The organism is Deinococcus metalli (assembly GCF_014201805.1).
Classification (GTDB): Bacteria; Deinococcota; Deinococci; order Deinococcales; family Deinococcaceae; genus Deinococcus; species Deinococcus metalli.
Window position 1 is genome coordinate 21,248 of the sequence record NZ_JACHFK010000019.1, and the last position, 15,479, is coordinate 36,726.

Annotated in this window: 17 protein-coding genes and 2 tRNA genes; 12 read left to right on the forward strand and 7 right to left on the reverse strand. The window is 68.1% G+C overall.

Annotation, left to right across the window (positions count from 1 at the left end):
• Nucleotides 1-2 precede the first annotated feature (2 nt).
• Nucleotides 3-455 carry a transcriptional regulator NrdR gene (gene nrdR / locus HNQ07_RS22530; RefSeq protein WP_184116040.1) on the forward strand — a complete coding sequence of 151 codons (453 nt, stop codon included), beginning with the start codon at nt 3-5 and terminating at the stop codon, nt 453-455.
• Nucleotides 456-529: 74 nt separating this feature from the next.
• On the opposite strand, the gene HNQ07_RS22535 is transcribed toward nrdR, so the two are convergent.
• The 7 genes from HNQ07_RS22535 to HNQ07_RS22565 form a co-directional block, all read right to left on the reverse strand.
• Entirely contained in the window at nt 530-1,486 is a 957-nt protein-coding gene (locus HNQ07_RS22535) for a branched-chain amino acid ABC transporter permease (RefSeq protein WP_184116041.1), read from the reverse strand.
• A complete protein-coding gene (locus tag HNQ07_RS22540) occupies nt 1,483-2,373 on the reverse strand; it encodes a branched-chain amino acid ABC transporter permease (protein ID WP_184116042.1) in 891 nt (296 codons plus the stop codon). The genes HNQ07_RS22535 and HNQ07_RS22540 overlap by 4 nt, the downstream gene beginning before the upstream one ends.
• Nucleotides 2,374-2,505: 132 nt before the next feature.
• Nucleotides 2,506-3,720, reverse strand: a complete 1,215-nt coding sequence (locus tag HNQ07_RS22545; RefSeq protein WP_184116043.1) for an ABC transporter substrate-binding protein — start codon at nt 3,718-3,720, stop codon at nt 2,506-2,508.
• A 31-nt stretch (nt 3,721-3,751) separates the two neighbouring features.
• Nucleotides 3,752-4,453, reverse strand: a complete 702-nt coding sequence (locus HNQ07_RS22550) for an ABC transporter ATP-binding protein (RefSeq protein ID WP_184116044.1) — start codon at nt 4,451-4,453, stop codon at nt 3,752-3,754.
• Entirely contained in the window at nt 4,450-5,247 is a 798-nt protein-coding gene (locus HNQ07_RS22555) for an ABC transporter ATP-binding protein (protein WP_184116046.1), read from the reverse strand. Before HNQ07_RS22555 ends, HNQ07_RS22550 begins: the two co-directional genes overlap by 4 nt.
• 114 nt (nt 5,248-5,361) lie before the next feature.
• Nucleotides 5,362-5,982, reverse strand: a complete 621-nt coding sequence (locus HNQ07_RS22560) for a 1-acyl-sn-glycerol-3-phosphate acyltransferase (protein WP_184116048.1) — start codon at nt 5,980-5,982, stop codon at nt 5,362-5,364.
• 239 nt (nt 5,983-6,221) lie between these two features.
• A complete protein-coding gene (locus HNQ07_RS22565) occupies nt 6,222-7,115 on the reverse strand; it encodes a DUF4384 domain-containing protein (RefSeq protein ID WP_184116050.1) in 894 nt (297 codons plus the stop codon).
• A gap of 108 nt (nt 7,116-7,223) precedes the next feature.
• Here HNQ07_RS22565 and HNQ07_RS22570 point away from each other — a divergent pair, with 108 nt between their 5' ends.
• The 11 genes from HNQ07_RS22570 (at nt 7,224) to HNQ07_RS22620 (ending at nt 15,226) form a co-directional block, all read left to right on the forward strand.
• A complete protein-coding gene (locus HNQ07_RS22570) occupies nt 7,224-7,820 on the forward strand; it encodes a hypothetical protein (protein ID WP_229832326.1) in 597 nt (198 codons plus the stop codon).
• Nucleotides 7,817-9,076, forward strand: coding sequence for a sensor histidine kinase (locus tag HNQ07_RS22575; RefSeq protein WP_229832328.1), 1,260 nt, complete (start codon nt 7,817-7,819; stop codon nt 9,074-9,076). The genes HNQ07_RS22570 and HNQ07_RS22575 overlap by 4 nt, the downstream gene beginning before the upstream one ends.
• Before the next feature lie 79 nt (nt 9,077-9,155).
• Nucleotides 9,156-9,917 carry a metallophosphoesterase gene (locus HNQ07_RS22580; protein WP_184116052.1) on the forward strand — a complete coding sequence of 254 codons (762 nt, stop codon included), beginning with the start codon at nt 9,156-9,158 and terminating at the stop codon, nt 9,915-9,917.
• 98 nt (nt 9,918-10,015) lie between these two features.
• A tRNA-Asp gene (locus HNQ07_RS22585) sits at nt 10,016-10,091 on the forward strand.
• Nucleotides 10,092-10,114: 23 nt separating this feature from the next.
• Nucleotides 10,115-10,190: transfer RNA gene (locus HNQ07_RS22590), tRNA-Phe, on the forward strand.
• Between the two features lie 125 nt (nt 10,191-10,315).
• On the forward strand, nt 10,316-11,212 hold the full coding sequence (locus HNQ07_RS22595) for a tyrosine-type recombinase/integrase (RefSeq protein ID WP_184116054.1): 897 nt from the start codon (nt 10,316-10,318) through the stop codon (nt 11,210-11,212).
• Nucleotides 11,209-12,075, forward strand: a complete 867-nt coding sequence (locus HNQ07_RS22600; RefSeq protein ID WP_184116056.1) for a phosphotransferase family protein — start codon at nt 11,209-11,211, stop codon at nt 12,073-12,075. Before HNQ07_RS22595 ends, HNQ07_RS22600 begins: the two co-directional genes overlap by 4 nt.
• 343 nt (nt 12,076-12,418) lie before the next feature.
• The gene (locus HNQ07_RS22605; RefSeq protein ID WP_184116058.1) at nt 12,419-12,973 is read left to right on the forward strand and encodes a hypothetical protein; all 555 of its coding nucleotides are present in this window, start codon (nt 12,419-12,421) and stop codon (nt 12,971-12,973) included.
• 129 nt (nt 12,974-13,102) lie between these two features.
• Complete coding sequence (locus HNQ07_RS22610; RefSeq protein WP_184116060.1) at nt 13,103-14,089, forward strand: AAA family ATPase; 987 nt, start codon at nt 13,103-13,105, stop codon at nt 14,087-14,089.
• 257 nt (nt 14,090-14,346) lie between these two features.
• On the forward strand, nt 14,347-14,622 hold the full coding sequence (locus HNQ07_RS22615) for a hypothetical protein (RefSeq protein ID WP_184116062.1): 276 nt from the start codon (nt 14,347-14,349) through the stop codon (nt 14,620-14,622).
• A 127-nt stretch (nt 14,623-14,749) separates the two neighbouring features.
• On the forward strand, nt 14,750-15,226 hold the full coding sequence (locus HNQ07_RS22620; protein WP_184116065.1) for a hypothetical protein: 477 nt from the start codon (nt 14,750-14,752) through the stop codon (nt 15,224-15,226).
• Nucleotides 15,227-15,479 lie beyond the last annotated feature (253 nt).

Consider the following 15,479-nt stretch of genomic DNA (forward strand, 5'->3'; position numbering starts at 1 on the left):
GCGTGAGATGCCCGTACTGCTCCGCGCCGGACAGCAAGGTCGTGAATTCGCGGCCCAGCGACGACGGGGCCAGCATCCGCCGCCGCCGCGAGTGCCTGAACTGCGCCCGGAGATTTACCACCTACGAGCGCGCGCAGCTCGAACCGCTGATGGTGATCAAGCGCAGCGGCCCGCGTGAGGCCTTCAACCCGGACAAGCTGCTGCGCGGCCTGACCCTCGCCACCGAGAAACGCCCGGTCGATCCGGCCGCCCTGCGCGCTTTCGCGTACGGCTTCGAGGACGAGGTCGGCCTGAGCGAGATTCCCGCCACCGAGATCGGCAAGCGTGCCATGACCTTCCTGCGCCCCCTGGACGACGTGGCGTACATCCGCTTCGCCAGCGTGTACCGCGACTTCGACAGCCTGGAGCGCTTCATCGAGGAGATTCAGGGCCTGAAGAAGGACGAGGACGGCTGACGCCGCACCGCCGGGTGTGCTGAACGGACGACCCCCGCACGGAGCGGGGGCAGGGAAGAGGAGAGGGGGGCCGCCTACTTCCGGCGCGTCCAGTGCTGCACCGTACCCACCACGCCCCGGCGGAAGAACAGCACGACCAGGACGAACACCACGCCCGTGACGATTCCCACCGGGAGGTTCGCGGTGGTGAGCTGGTCGCGCAGCAGCAGCACCAGCCCCGCGCCGATCACCGGGCCGAACAGGGTGGTGGTGCCGCCCAGCAGGGTCATCATGACCACCTCGCCGGACGTGCGCCAGTTCACGACCTCCAGGCTGACCACGCCGTGCCCGAAGGTGTACATGCTGCCCGCCAGCCCGGCCAGCGCCGCGCTGATCAGGAACGCCGTGAACTTGAAGCGCCGGGGGTCGTAGCCGATGCTCTGCGCGCGCGCCTCGTTGTCGCGGACCGCCTGCTGCGCGCGGCCGAAGGGGCTGCGCACCGTGCGCCACGCGACCGCGAAGCCCAGCGCGAACAGCGCGAGGCACACGTAGTAGCGGGTGGTCGAGTTGCTGAAGTCCAGCCCCAGGAACGCGGGCCGGTCAAAGCCCTGCAGGCCGTTCTCGCCGCCGGTCACGTCCGTCCATTGCAGGGCCAGGAAGGAGACCATCTGCGCGAAGGCCAGCGTGATCATCGAGAAGTAGATGCCGCTGGAGCGCACGCTCAGGAACGCGATGGGTACCGCCAGCAGCAGGGCGCTCAGGGTGCCGCCCAGGATTGCGACCGGCACGCTCTGACCGTGCGCGAGCAGATACGCCGTGACGTACGCGCTGCTGCCCCAGAACGCCGCGTGCCCGAAGCTGAGCAGGCCGCTGAAGCCGAACAGCAGGTCGAAGGCCACCGCGAACAGGCCCCACGCCAGGATGTCCAGCGCCAGCACCGGGTAGATCAGCTTGGGCAGGACCAGCAGCAGCACGCCCAGCCCGGCCAGCCACGCGGCGCGGGTGGTGCGTTCCCGGTCGGTGCGCGCAGCCACGCGCGGCAGCGCCGTCACCGCGCCCCCTCCGGCAGGCCGAACAGCCCGCTGGGCCGCACCAGCAGCACCGCGGCCATCAGGATGAACACCAGCGTGTTGGCAATCGGCGGGTAGATCGCCGCGCCCACGGCGGCCAGCACGCCCACCGCGAAGCCCGTGATCACGCTGCCCAGGATGCTGCCCAGCCCCCCGATCACCACCACCGCGAAGGTCGTGATGATCAGCTCCGCGCCCATGTACGGCTCCACCGAGTAGATCGGCGCGGCCAGCACGCCCGCCAGCCCCGCCAGACCCACGCCCACCGCGAACACCCCCGTGACCCAGCGGCCCACGTCAATGCCGAAGGCGCGCGTCACCGCCGGGTTCTCGGTGCTGGCGCGGATCACGGCCCCCACGCGGGTCTTCTCGATCACGAACCACGTCAGCACGCAGATCACCAGCGACAGCGCGATCACGAACAGGCGGTATTTGGGGAACACCACGAAGCCCAGGTTCACCACGCCCGACAGCGCCTCCGGCGGCGTGTACGGCGCGCTCGACACCGCAAAGCGGCTCAGCATCACCTGCTTGACCAGGTCCTGGGTCAGCAGCGTCAGGCCGAAGGTCAGCAGCAGGTTGTAGCTGGGTTCCAGGCCATACAGCCGCGACAGCAGCGTGCGTTCCAGCACTGCTCCCAGCAGCCCCACCAGCACCGGCGCGATCACCAGGGACGGCCAGAAGCCCAGTCCCAGCGCCTGTCCCAGCGCGAAGGCTGTGAACGCGCCCAGCATGTACAGCGCTCCGTGCGCGAAGTTCACGATCCGCAGCATCCCGAAGATCACCGCCAGCCCCAGCGACAGCAGCGCGTAGAACGCCCCGTTCACGAGGCCGTTGAAGACCTGAATCAGCAGTAACTGTGTATTCATTCCGTCCCTTCAGCCGGTGACGCCCACGTCCGCCCGGCCCCTCCACCTCCGGACAGGAGCGGCGTCTGCTCTACTCCTGTCCTCCGCGTCCGTGGCCTCCCAGGAGGCCGACTTGCTACGCTCTGTGGCTCCTCACATCTTGCATTTGCTCTCGCTCAGCGGCATGAACGCCTTCGCGGCGGGAATGGTCTGGAGGCGGGTGAAGAGGTCGCCGGTCTCCTTTGCGTCGGCCTTGGCCTTGACCATCACGGTGTGCACGTCCAGCAGCACGCGGTGGTCCTGCGGGCGGATGGTGGCGTGGCGGGCAAACATGTCGTCGAAGGAGTACCCCTCCAGCGCCCTCACCACCGCGTCGCCATCGTCAGACTTGGCGCGGGCCACGGCCTGCAGGTACGTCATGGTGGCGGAGTACACGCCGGCCTGCGCCCACGTGGGTTTCTTGCCGAAGGCCGCCTCGAACTTCGCGGACCACTGCCGCGAGCGCGCGTCGTAGTTCCAGAACCACGGCACGGTGGCGATGGCGCCCGCGAAGGCGTCCTGGCCGAGCGCGGCCACGTCCGTCTCGAACAGCAGCCCGATCCCCAGGCCGATGCCCTGCTTCTTCAGGCCGAACTCGTTGTACTGCTTGACCACGTTCACGAGGTCGTTGCCGGCCTGCATGGTGCCGAAGATCTTGGGCCTCACGCTCTGCGCCTTGAGCAGGTACGACGAGAAGTCCGTGTTCGGGAAGGGTGTGGCGTCGCTGGGCGCGGCGAGCTTGCCGCCGTTCTCCTGGATGGCGGCCGTCATCTGGCGGTTGAGGTCCTGCCCGAAGGCGTAGTTGGGGTAGATGATGTACCAGCTGCTGCCGCCGCGCTTGGTGACGGCCGTGCCGGTCCCGTTGGCGAGCATGTAGTTGTCGTAGGCGTAGTGGAAGGTGTACTTGTTGCAGCTCTCGTTGGTCAGGGCGGTGGTGCCGCCGGTCACGACCATCACCGGGATCTTCTTGCCCTTGGCGACCGCCGAGGCGGACAGCGCCGCGCTGCTGGTCGGCAGGTCCAGGAGCACGTCCACGCCCTGGCGGTCGATCATCTCGGCGGCCTTGTTGCCGGCCACATCCGCCTTGTTCTGGTGGTCCACGCCGACCACGCTGATCTTCCCGGCGTAGGCCTTGTTGGCCTTCATGAAATCGTCTACGGCCATCTGCGCGGCCTTCACGCTGCCCTGCCCGGACAGCTCGGAGTACACGCCGGACAGGTCGGTCAGCACGCCGACCTTGATACTCCCGCCCGTCAGGGTCTGGGCGAGGGCACCGGGAGCGGCACACAGGGCGGCGGCGAGCAGGGCGGTCATGGTGGTGGTCTTCATGGCAGTACCTCCAGGGAATGGGGAGCGGACTCTATACGCTCAGGGCGCCGAGCAGGTCGCCGCGGCGGGTCTCGACCTCGCTGCGCGCGACCTCATCGACGATGTGGCCGTCCACGAACACGTAGTGGCGGTCGGCCAGCCGGGCGGCGAACTTGAGGTTCTGCTCGACCAGCAGCACGCCCATGCCGTCCGCGCGCAGGTTCTCGATGATCTTTGCGATGCCCTGCACGATCACGGGGGCGAGGCCCTCGCTGGGCTCGTCGAGGAGCAGAAGCCGGGGGCCGCTGCGCAGCACGCGCACGATGGCGAGCATCTGCTGCTCGCCGCCCGAGAGCTTGCTGCCCGGGTGGTGGCCGCGCTCGCGCAGCACCGGAAAGGTCTCCAGGGCGCGCTCGGTGCTCCAGCCGCCCGGGCGGGCGGGCGGCAGTTCCAGGTTCTCGCGGACACTCAGGGTGCCCATGATCGCCCGTTCCTCCGGCACCCACGCCAGGCCGCGCGCCGCGACCCGGTGGCTGGGCAGGCGGGTGATGTCCTCGCCGGCGAAGGTGACGCGCCCGGTGCGGCTGCGCAGCACGCCCATGACCGACTTCAGGGTGGTGGTCTTGCCGGCGCCGTTGCGGCCGATCAGGCTGACGACCTCACCGGGATTCACGTACAGGTTCACGCCGTGCAGCACGTGGCTCTGCCCGTAGTACGCGTTCAGGTCGCGCACGTCCAGCAGGGGCCCGGTCACGCGTGCGCCTCCTCGCCCAGGTACGCCTCGATCACGCGCGGATCGCGCCGGACGTCGTCGTAGCGGCCGCTGGCGAGCACCGCGCCGTACTGCAGCACCGTGATGCGGTGCGCGAGCTGCGCCACCACGCCCATGTTGTGCTCGACCAGCACGACCGTACGCCCGCGCGCGACGCGTTCCACCAGTCCGGTCACCCGCGCGATGCCCTCGGTGCCCATGCCGGACGTGGGTTCGTCCAGCAGCAGCACCCGGGGGTCCTGCGTGAGGGAAATTCCGATCTCCAGCTGCCGTTTCTCACCGTGCGACAGGTCCGCGGCGAGCCGGGCGTGCGCGCCCTCGAGGCCCACGTCCGCGAGGATCTCCTCAGCGCGCGGGGCCAGCGCGTCCAGGGTCGACAGGCGCGACCAGAACTGTCCCGGCAGCCGGGTGGGCGACTGCAGCGCGACCAGCACGTTCTCGCGCACGGTCATGCTGGGAAACACCGAACTGATCTGGAACGAGCGGCTCAGGCCCCGGCGCACCACCGCGTGCGGGGGCAGCGTGTCGATCCGCTCCCCGAACAGCCGCACCTCGCCGGAGGTGGGGGTCAGGAAGCCGGAGAGCAGGTGAAAGAGCGTGGTCTTGCCCGCGCCGTTCGGCCCGATGATCGCGTGGATCTCGCCCTCCTCGATGCCGAGGGTCACGTCGTTGGTGGCGCGGAAGCCCCGGAAGTCCTTGACCAGGTGGCGCGCTTCGAGGGCCGGGGGCCTGCCAGGCGGGGGCGCGGGCGCCGGATGTGCGGTGTTGGCCGTCATGGCGACCGGCCGGATGCGGCGTGGGGCATCGTCCTCCCTTTCGTGCGGTTGTGGTACGCGGGGAGTGTACGACCGGGGCGTGACGCGCCCGTTACAGCCGGGGGTCGCCGGGACTCACAGCCGGCTGGGGCCGCCGTCCTGCACCGGGCGGGGGTACGCGGGCGTCTCCTGACCGGGCGTGTGGCCGCGCACGCCCTCCAGCAGCGCGCGGATGTGCGCGAAGTCCGCATGGAGGTCTCCGGTCGGCTGCACGTACCCGACGATTCCGACCCGCCGTCGCCCCCAGTCGAGGACCGTCACGCCGATGGGCACGCCGGCCTCCAGCGCCATGTAGTAAAAGCCAGTCTTCCAGTACTCGCCGCGTGCCCGGGTGCCCTCCGGCGCGACGGCCAGCACGAGTTCCGGTTCGCGGTCGATGATCGCCACGACCGCGTCCACGACGTTCCCCCCGGCCCGCTGCCGGTCGACCGGCAGGCCGCCCAGCGCCCGCATGACCACGCCCACCGGAAACGTGAACAGCTCCCGCTTGGCGAGGAAGCGCACCGGCAGCCGCACGGCGGTCGCCAGCAGGATGCCCGGCCAGAAGTCCGCGTTGCTGGTGTGGGGCGCGACGGCCGCCACGACCTTCGGACCGGGCGGCGGGGCCAGGACCACCGTCCAGCCCAGGGCGCTCAGCGCAAGCAGGGCCGCGCGTGAGGTGGGCGTGGGGGTGCGGCCGGGCCACAGGGGAGCCATGTCCGGCGAGTATACGGGCGCGCTCAGCGCCGACGGGGCGGGCGCGCGGGGCTGCGCTGGGCGGCCGGGTGGTCCTGCCACGCGGCCAGCACCAGCGAGATCACGATGGCCAGCCCGGCGAGCAGCAGTTCCATGCCGGCATCATGCCAGCATTCACCTGGCCTTCATATTAGGTTTTTCTCTCGGCGTGCCGGACCGCGCCCGCACCACCCCCGGTCGGGTGGGCCGCCCGGGTCCGTTCAGTCGCGTTCGGTGCCGTCGCGCTCGATCGTCACCAGGATGCGGTTGCCCCGATGGCGCACCCGCAGCTCGGCCTTGCCGCCGCGGGCGCTACGGAACTCACTGCGGATCTCGCTGCGCGTCTGCGTGGACTGCACCAGCACGTATCCCTCCACCCGCAGGCGCGCCACGTACTCGTCGTGCACCTGCCGCAGGTTCGTCCGGGGGTCCATCGCGGCCCACTCGCGCCCCGCGCCCCACGGAATGCCCGCCCCGGGCGCCGGCTGCACGGGCGCGGGCTGAACGGGGACCGGCCGCACCGGCACGGCCAGCGGCACCGGGCGCGCGGCCACGCGGTAGTACGCCGTCGCGCTGTCCCACGCGTTGTCGGGCACCGGCGTCACCACGATGCTCAGTGCCTGCGCCAGCTGTCCCTGGCCCTGCACGCTCACGCTCGCGAACGATCCCTGCTGACTCTTGAACGACGCGATGTCGTCGATGTTCAGGGGCGTGCGGCTGGCCAGCGCCAGCACCTTGTTCACGCCGTACGGCGCGGCGATGTCGAAGGTAAAGCCGTCGCCGGCCCCGGGGAACACCTTCACGGCGCCGGCCTTCAGGAAGTTCCCGCCGCCCTGGTACCGGTTGGGCAGGATCAGGTCGATCTGCCCGGACGGGTCCACGTTGAACAGGTACACGTACGCGTCCTGCGCGACGGAGGTGTACAGGCGGATCTTGTCGCCCGGCGCGTAGTCCGGCGTGCCGGTGCCGCTGCTGTCGCGGTCCGTCCACACGCGCACGTTCACGGGGCTGGGCACCGGGTTCACGATGATGCTCTGCGCGCTGATTTTCGGCGCGGCGTGGGCCGGGGCCACCAGGGCGGCGCCCAGGACGGTCAGGGCAAGGCGTTTCTTCATACCGGCAGTGTGCGCCCTACGGATGACCACAGGCTGATGCGCCCACCTGTGAATGGTCGTCGAGTCCGCACGGTGCGGCGCTCCGGGGCCGCCCGTTACACTGGACCCGTGACTCCCCGCATCGCGGCCGCCCCGCGCCCTGTCCGGCCTCGCCGCGCCGGCGTGCTGCTGTGCGCCCTGCTGGTGGCCGGCGCCGGAGACGCGGCGACGGGCGCCCCGACCGCACCCGAGCGCCCGCTGCCCGGCATTCCCGTGTTCGAGTACGCCCACCCCGCCCGCACCATGCCGCCGGTCCTGCCCGGCGAGGCGACGGTGTTCAGCATCGACAACGGCCGCGTTCACCGCACCCTGACGCTGCGTCAGCTCAAGTCGCTGCCGGCCGTGCGCTACCGCACCACGCACATGCAACTGCGCCAGGACTACACCTATGAGGGTGTGGCCCTGCGCGACCTCGCGCTGCTGGGCGGCTTCGCCGGTCAGGACGTGCGGCTGGCCGCCGCCAACGGGTTTGCCGCCACCATCGCGGCCAGCGACTACATGAACTACCCGATCATGCTCGCGTACTCCGCCGACGGCCGGCCCATCCCCACCCTCAAGAAAGGCCCGCTGACGGTGGTGCTGCCGGCCCAGCCGGAACGGTTTCACCGGGGAACGTACTCGGCCGCGTGGGTGTGGTTCGCGGAGCGCATCACGCCTGCCCCGTGAACTTCAGGGCCGCCCTGCAGCGGACAGCGCGCGGCGCCGCGCGTCTGGTCGCGCTGCGTGAGGGCCTGCTCGCCGCGCTGCCCGCCGCCCTGACCGTCAGCCTCCTGCTGCTCGCCACGCAGCCCGCGTACCGCACCCTGATCAATGGCGACAACGGCAAACGCTTCTACGCCTACCAGGGCCTCGCGCAGGACGTCCAGACGGCCGAACTCGCCGCGCTCAGCCCGGACCTGACGGCCGAGCAGCGGCAGGTGGCCCTTGACCGCGCGCTGTCCAGCGCGACAAACCCCAGCCAGTTCAAGTCGCTGGACGTGGTCGAGCACAAGGGCGCGGCCCGGCTGGCCACCGTCGCGGAGCTGCTTCAGCAGGGCACCCCCGCGTCCCTGCGGGCGGCCTCGTTCGAGGCGATCCAACTGGGGTCCCAGGCGGACGAGCAGGCCCGCCGGCTCAGTGAACAGTACGTCCGCGCGCTGACGTCCATGCGCTGGTTCCTGATCGGCACGGCGGTCATCACCGGCGTGCTGAGCATGCTGCTGATCGTCCGCGCCCTCGCGCTGTGGCGAGCGGAGCGGCACCGACACGCCCGCCGCGAGGCCCGGCAGCGCGAGGCCCTGCAACTCGCCAGCCACGAGCTGCGCCGCCCCCTGCAGTCGCTCCTGCTGGCCAGCGACCTGCTGCGGCACGCCGACACGGCCGAACGCCAGCAGCACCTGCTGTCCCTGATCGAGGACAGCGCCGCGCAGCTTGCCAGCCGCGCCGACCTCACGCGCCTGAACGACCTGTACCTCGACGTGGCCCTGCGGCTCGAGGACGTGGACCTGCGCGCGGTCCTGCGCTCCTTCGCGTCCGGCCGCGTCACCGTGACCGTGCCCGCCGAACCGCTGATGTGGGCGGTGGACCGGGACCGACTGCGGCAGGTCGTGGAGAACGTGGTCGAGAACGCCCTGACCTACACGGCCGGTCCAGTCGAGGTCGCCCTCCACGGCGCGAACGGCACCCCGGTGATCACCGTCCGCGACCATGGCCCCGGTCTGAGCCCTGACCAGCTGCACGCCGTGTTCCTGCCCCACGACCGCGGTCCCCTCGGGCGGCGGGACGGGCACGGTCTGGGCCTGCCTCTGGCGCGCCGCTACGCCCGCGCACACGGCGGAGACGTGAGCCTCACCGCGGCGGCGGGCGGCGGCCTGATCGCCACCATCCACCTGGGCGAGCCGCCCGCCCCGCTCGCCGAACCCCGCCGTCCCACGCTCTTCTGAACGCTGCTCCCTGCCCTTTTGCCCGAGTGTGAAAGACCTCCGGGCTCAGGAGCGGCCCGGCCGTTTACACTGGCCCTCAATGCACAAGTTTCTGGCGTTCGGCGACGTGCATGCCGACTTCGACACCCTCTGGAGCGCCCTGCGCGCCGCCAGCTGCGCCGACGCGGCCCACCAGCCCACGGCGCCGGTCCGCGCCGGTCTGTTTCAGGTGATCCTGATCGGCGACCTCGTCCACCCCAAGAACGAGCGCGAGTACGCCCGGCTGGCCGGTGTGCCCCGCTTCGACGCGCGGGACCCGGAACACCTCTTTCTCGCCGCCCGGGAGCAGGTCAAGCACCTCGAGGCCCTCAAGGCCTACCAGGACGCGGCCCCGCACGCCGTGCACATCATTCTCGGCAACCACGACGACGCCGTGCTGAACACCAACTACGTGCTGGGCACCAGCGGCGGCGTGGTGCACACCGAATTCGACCCGGACCACGGCGGCCTGATGCTCCCGGACCACCTGCGGGTGTGGATGCAGGCCTTCCCGCGCGAGATCAGGGTCGGCACGCTTCAGTTCGCGCACGTGTCTCCGCTGCCCGCCCACAGCCACTACGACGACCTCTTCTACGCCGACCACAGCCCCAAACGCTGGTTCCGGGAAACGCCCGAGTACGTCGAGATGGCGGGCCTGAGCTTCGGCGTGTATGGCCACACCCAGATCGATGATGGCGTGCTGCTCGACCAGGAGCACCGCCTCGCGATGATCGACGCCCTGCACGCCCGCGAGTACCTCGAACTGCTCGTGGACCCCCAGCACCGCACGCCGCTGCACAGTGTCCGCACCGTGCCCTTCTGACACGCCCGGTCTGAGTGGGCCGCGCATTGACAAGATCAGGAAGCGCGGCTATCCTTAACCCCGCTGCTTTTTGGCAGCGATCTCACCATCACCAGCACGGTCCGGTAGTGTAGCGGTTAGCATATCTGCCTGTCACGCAGAAGGTCGCGGGTTCAAATCCCGTCCGGACCGCCACACCCTCCCCACATGGGGAGTACGGCTAGGTAGCTCAGCTGGTAGAGCAAACGACTGAAAATCGTTGGGTCGCCGGTTCAAGTCCGGCCCTGGCCACCAAGAACAGAAAACCCCGTCACAGACGGGGATTTTTTGTTTTGGACTCGGTTCATGAACTCGGCACAACGAACCGTGATCGTGTGCTCCACAACCCACCAGCCGGGACTCGTCAGAGGAGGTCACTCGTGACCTGGGATCAACTCTGGGAGCAGTTCTACTACCACCTTCGCATCAAGCGCCGCGCCAAGACCACCCTGCATTTCTACGGCACCACACAGCGGGCTCTGCAGCGGTTCGCGGCGGCCACAGGCAGCCTGCCGACCTCCCCCGACCTTATCAGGGTGAGTCATTTGCGGGACTTCATCGTGTGGCTGGAGGGTCAAGGCCTTGCCCCTGGTGGAATCCATGCACACGTGCGTTCCCTCAAGTCCCTGTTCGGCTGGGCGCACCGCGAAGAGCTGCTCACGGTCAATCCTTCTGCCCGACTGGAGCGCCCCTCGCTGCCTCGCCGGCGCATGGCCACCATGACAGCGGACGCGGTGTCGCGGCTGCTCAAAGCCTCCAAGCGCTCCGATCAGCCGCTGCGAGACGCGGCTGTCGTGCTGACCTTCTTCGACACTGGCGTCCGGCTCGAGGAGTTGATCTCCCTGCGCAAGGACGACGTGAAGCCTGAGAAGGGCGTCTTGCGCGTCATCGGCAAGGGCGACCGGGAGCGTAGCGCGCCGATAGGGACGCGCGCCCTGTCGGCCATCAACACCTACATGCTGCGCGAGCGGCACCCTCGGCACGCTGGAATCCACGAACTGTTCCTCAATAGGCGTGGTCAGCCTATGACCCGCAGCTGCATCTCCATCTTGCTCAAGCGCCTGTCCGCACAGGAGGGCTTCGAGCGGGCCGAGACGACGCCCCACACCTTCCGCCGGGGCTTCGCCGTGGAGTTCCTGCGCAATGGGGGAGACGTGTTCACCCTGCAGCAGATCCTGGGCCACAGCAGCCTGGAGATGACGCGCCGCTACGTGAACTTCCTGGACGAGGACTTGAAGGCGGCCCATCTGCGGTTCTCGCCCGGAGACCGGCTGTGACGGTTCCGGAGGCCTTTGAAGGCGTCGCTGTCAGGGCTGGATTCGCGCTGGATGACGACTATACCCTGGAGCACTTCAAGGGTGGACAGGAGTGGCGTCTGCGGCAGGGGGCGCGCGTGCTGCGCTGGGCACCAGCCGACGGTAATGCGGCGCCGCACATCCAGCGGGACGCCGCAATGCTGGCCGTCCTGGAGCACTTCCATGTCCCAGCCCCGCGGTTGTTGAATCTTGACGCCGCCCAGGCTGACTACGTTGCCAGCGTGCAACACTTGCTCCTCCCGGACGCGCTCCGGTTCGATGAAGACCACGAAGTGCATGAATCGACGTGGGTGGCCCTGGGGCGGTACCTGCGGGCATTACACGCCTCCGGCATCACGCCGCGGCATACAGATGCCCCAGGCCCCCGGCCGCTGGATGTCAGCCTGCTCGACGAACTCGAGGCCGCTGGTCGCTTGACAGCAGTGGAGCGGCGGTGGCTGGCTTCCTGGTTCCGACTCCTGCCACAGGCTCCTCGTCTGGTGCCGACGCATGGCGTCGTGCAGTCCACCTGGATCATCACCGATCCATCCCAGAGCGTCGTCCTTGGGTTGACTGACTGGAGTCTTGCCGGACTGCGTGAACCAGGGGCTGACTTCCTGCACCTTCCCGATGTGGCCGTGCCGCTCGTGATCCAGGGCTACGGAAGTGACGGCGCGGGCTTGCTGCTGGTAGCGCGCCTCCGGCAGTGGCTTGATCTCAGCGTGATGGCGGATCGGGAGGTGAGCACGCATGACGCTGGGTTCCGGGAACCCGGTCGGCTGGCAGCCCTCCTGGATGGGCAACTGAACCTATTAGGGCTGACTGAGCAGCGAGGTTCCTTCTGACGGCGTTCCGGTTGAATTCACCTGCTGTGCCCGATCGGGTCAATTCTGTGCGGCCCGTCATGTGGGCCGGGTCTAGCCAGATTGCCTGGCAAGCGCGGCCCAGCCGCTGGCCCGCCCGACCCGCCTAGCGTCGGCCCGCCGCGCTCTCGCGTAGTTTGGGGTGTTTCACAAACAGGGGGCTTGACACGTGCTCTCTACTGGTGGCAGGACGGCACGCGCAGTCCAGACACCTACTAACCTGACCCACCTATAGCCCCAGGTCCACGCCTGGGGCACATCCTTGGCGACATTGGAAGACACCGCCCCACTCCCCGGCCCCGGTCGGGTGCGCGTCGGGAGGCCCATGGCCATTTCACTTCATCAGGTTCAACGCATCAAGGAGGCATACGCAGCAGGAGAACTCGATCCAGGCATCGCCCAGAGCGCCGGGGTCAGCATCGCGACGGCCAAGCGCTACCGGCAGAAACTCGGCCTCAAGACCAATTCAGTCACCGCTCTCCGCGGTGAGGAGGGGGAGCAGCTCGTGGCTGAAGCTGCACGTGCACGTGGGCTGAGCGTCGTGATGCGGCCCACCAACAACGACAAGAGCGACTTCGTGATTCAGGGCCAGCGGGTCGACGTGAAGGCCACCATGCAGCTTGCGGATGGTTCCTGGCGCTTCCGCCTGCCTCGGGAACGGCGGAGCTTCTATGGCGGCTACACGTACCCCAAGGACTACGCCGCCGATTGCGAACTGGTGGTGCTGGTGGCCTTACGCGCGTTTGGGGCGCCTGACTTTTACCTCCTCCCCACGCACGACCTGCCCCTCGACGTGCGGATTCGTGCCGGTGGCCCTTACGACGTGATCAGGAACGACTGGAGCCTGCTCGATATGCACCTGCTGGCCCTCAGCGCCTGACCGCCCTCCGTATTCAGCCCATGACCTCCCGAAGGGGTTCGGGAGGTTTTCCCATTCGTCCTTTCTTGCGGCCGACGCCGCATCTTCAAGGAGAACACCATTACGCTTTCCCACGAACATACTGACGCATTGACCTTGGCGCTCCAGATCGGGAGTTCTGCGGACGCATCGCCTAGCCCCACCCCAGCTGAGGGAACAACAGGCCGCTTCTTCCACACGGCCTGGGAAGAATTGCCGCCGGTGCCAGAGCCGGTGTCCCTAGTCGATCGCCTCCTGCTTGCGGGCGCACTGACCGTCCTGTACGCCCCCTCCGGCCTGGGAAAGACCGAGGTGGCACTCCAGCTGGCCAATGCGGTGGCCAACCAGACAGACTTCTACGGTCGCACTGCTGGTAAATCCAACGTGCTGTACGTCGACTACGAGATGGGTGAGCAGAACTTTCGGCGCTACGGCAACCGCTTGGGTCTCCGGGGTATGATCCGAGCGGAACACGATGTGCCGTTGCTCGACCTGAAACCTCTGATTCAGGCGGCCATCGCGGATGGTTGCCAGTTGGTCATCCTGGACTCCTACGCTTCGCTCAGCAATCAGACCGGCCACGAGAATGCCGTCAACTCGAACGGCGTGGCCGAACTGGTGCTCAAGCCGCTGGCTGATCTCGCACACCAGTCTGGTACAGCGATCGTCGTGCTGCATCACACCAACAAGGGCAATGTCCAGTACGACGGAAGTCAGCGCATTAAGGCCTTGTCCGACATGATGCTCAAACTGACCCTTAATCGGCGGACGAGGATGCTGGAGTTGAATTCAGATAAGTCCCGGTACGGTGTGGAGCCGCTCAGCTGGGACGCCTCCGGTCATCCGCTGCTCCATGGTACGCAGAGCGAGGACGCGTCTGAACACGAGGATCAGCGGCGGGAGTGGCTGCTCGAACAGCTACGCAACGGGCCGTGCACCGTGGATGACCTCGAAGGTGAATACCAGAAAGTCACCGGCCGGAGCCGAAAATCGCTGGAGCGCGACCTGAGTGACACCGTCAATGATGGTCTGGTTACCAGGGCACGTGTGGGCCGGAGTAACCAGTTCACACTCGCGGCCACTTCGATGCTCGCCTGATCTCGACAGACAGACATTCCCCCTATAACCCCCTGTCCGTCGGGCACCGACTGGACACCGAGCAGCCGCAGCTGTCGGTGATCCAGGCGGTCGCCCGTGACACGAGGGCCGGCAACTTTCGGTGACGTCGCCCCGCAACGCCTGGCCTCGGCGAGGTTGTCAGGACTCCCCCCTACTCCCCGGGGGTGACCGGGCCATACCTCTCAACCCTTCTGGCTGCACAGGGCACGCCGAACCCGAGCATCACAGGAGAAAAAATGAATCAGGAACTGATCTTCGAGACCCGCGAGGGTCACACTGTCGTCCGCGCGGACAGCATGCACGCTGCCCTGGGCGTCGTCACCGACCTGCGCACGTGGGTCATCATGCACACCGCTGCCGGGAATGCCGAGTTCGGCGTGGACATCTTCCATACCGACTCGCCGATGACCGCCTGCTGGTCGCTGCAGTACGCGTCGGAAGTGGCCATGCTGGAGCGCGCGCCAGAGATGGCCGAATGGCTGATGCCAAGCGTCGAGGGGATTCGAGCCTGACTGCGATACCAACTGCCGCAGGTGGAGCCAGGCCGCTGAGCTCCACCTTACGTACGGGTTATTGCAGACCCACCACCAATTCAACGGCCGGCACAGAATCTTGCCGCCTGGCTGCGCAGGAGCACCTATGACCCTGACGACCCGGAACCCCTTCATGCCTCGTCCCGTCCGCTCGTTCATCCACACCCTCACCGATCGTCTCGCGGCGATTGGGCCACGTCGCCTGGCTCCTCGTCACCGGGAGAGTCGCCGTGCCCTCCACCGTCGGCAGAATCTGGTGAGGTACCTGTGCCGTGAGCTGGGCCATGCCGAGTGGCAGGTAGTCATCCCGCGGCGCGTCAACGCGCCGGCCTTCCTAGTCACTCCTCAGGGCCGTTACCGCATCCTGATCCGGACGATGCGGTCGGGAGTCGACTTCATGGGACTTACCCTGTCCCACGCCTTGACTGCGGACGACCTGGGCTACGTCGTGGTGTGGCTCGACCAGCTGTGGTCGTGTACGCACGCGGTGGTCATCCCCGCTGCTGAGGCGAAGCTCTACCATCGGTTCACGATTGCCCAGATCATCGCCTGTGCGGTGAGGTCGTTCCACATACCTGCCTGAGGTGCCGCGAACTCTCCCCGTATCCAGCCGTCAGGGTCCGCCAATTGGACTGAACTCAGTGGCAGCCGGAGAGCTGCGATCTCACTGAGGACCTGCACGATCGGCTTCCCTTTCCTGCCAGCGACGGTGTGGGCGGTGAGGCCCAGCCCCCACACCACAGCAGTGCGGTTATCGTCATGGGCCGGACGTCCCATACAGCCGCGTTGGCCACGTGTGAGTGCCCTGTCGGGCACAAACAAACAGTGGTGGAGAC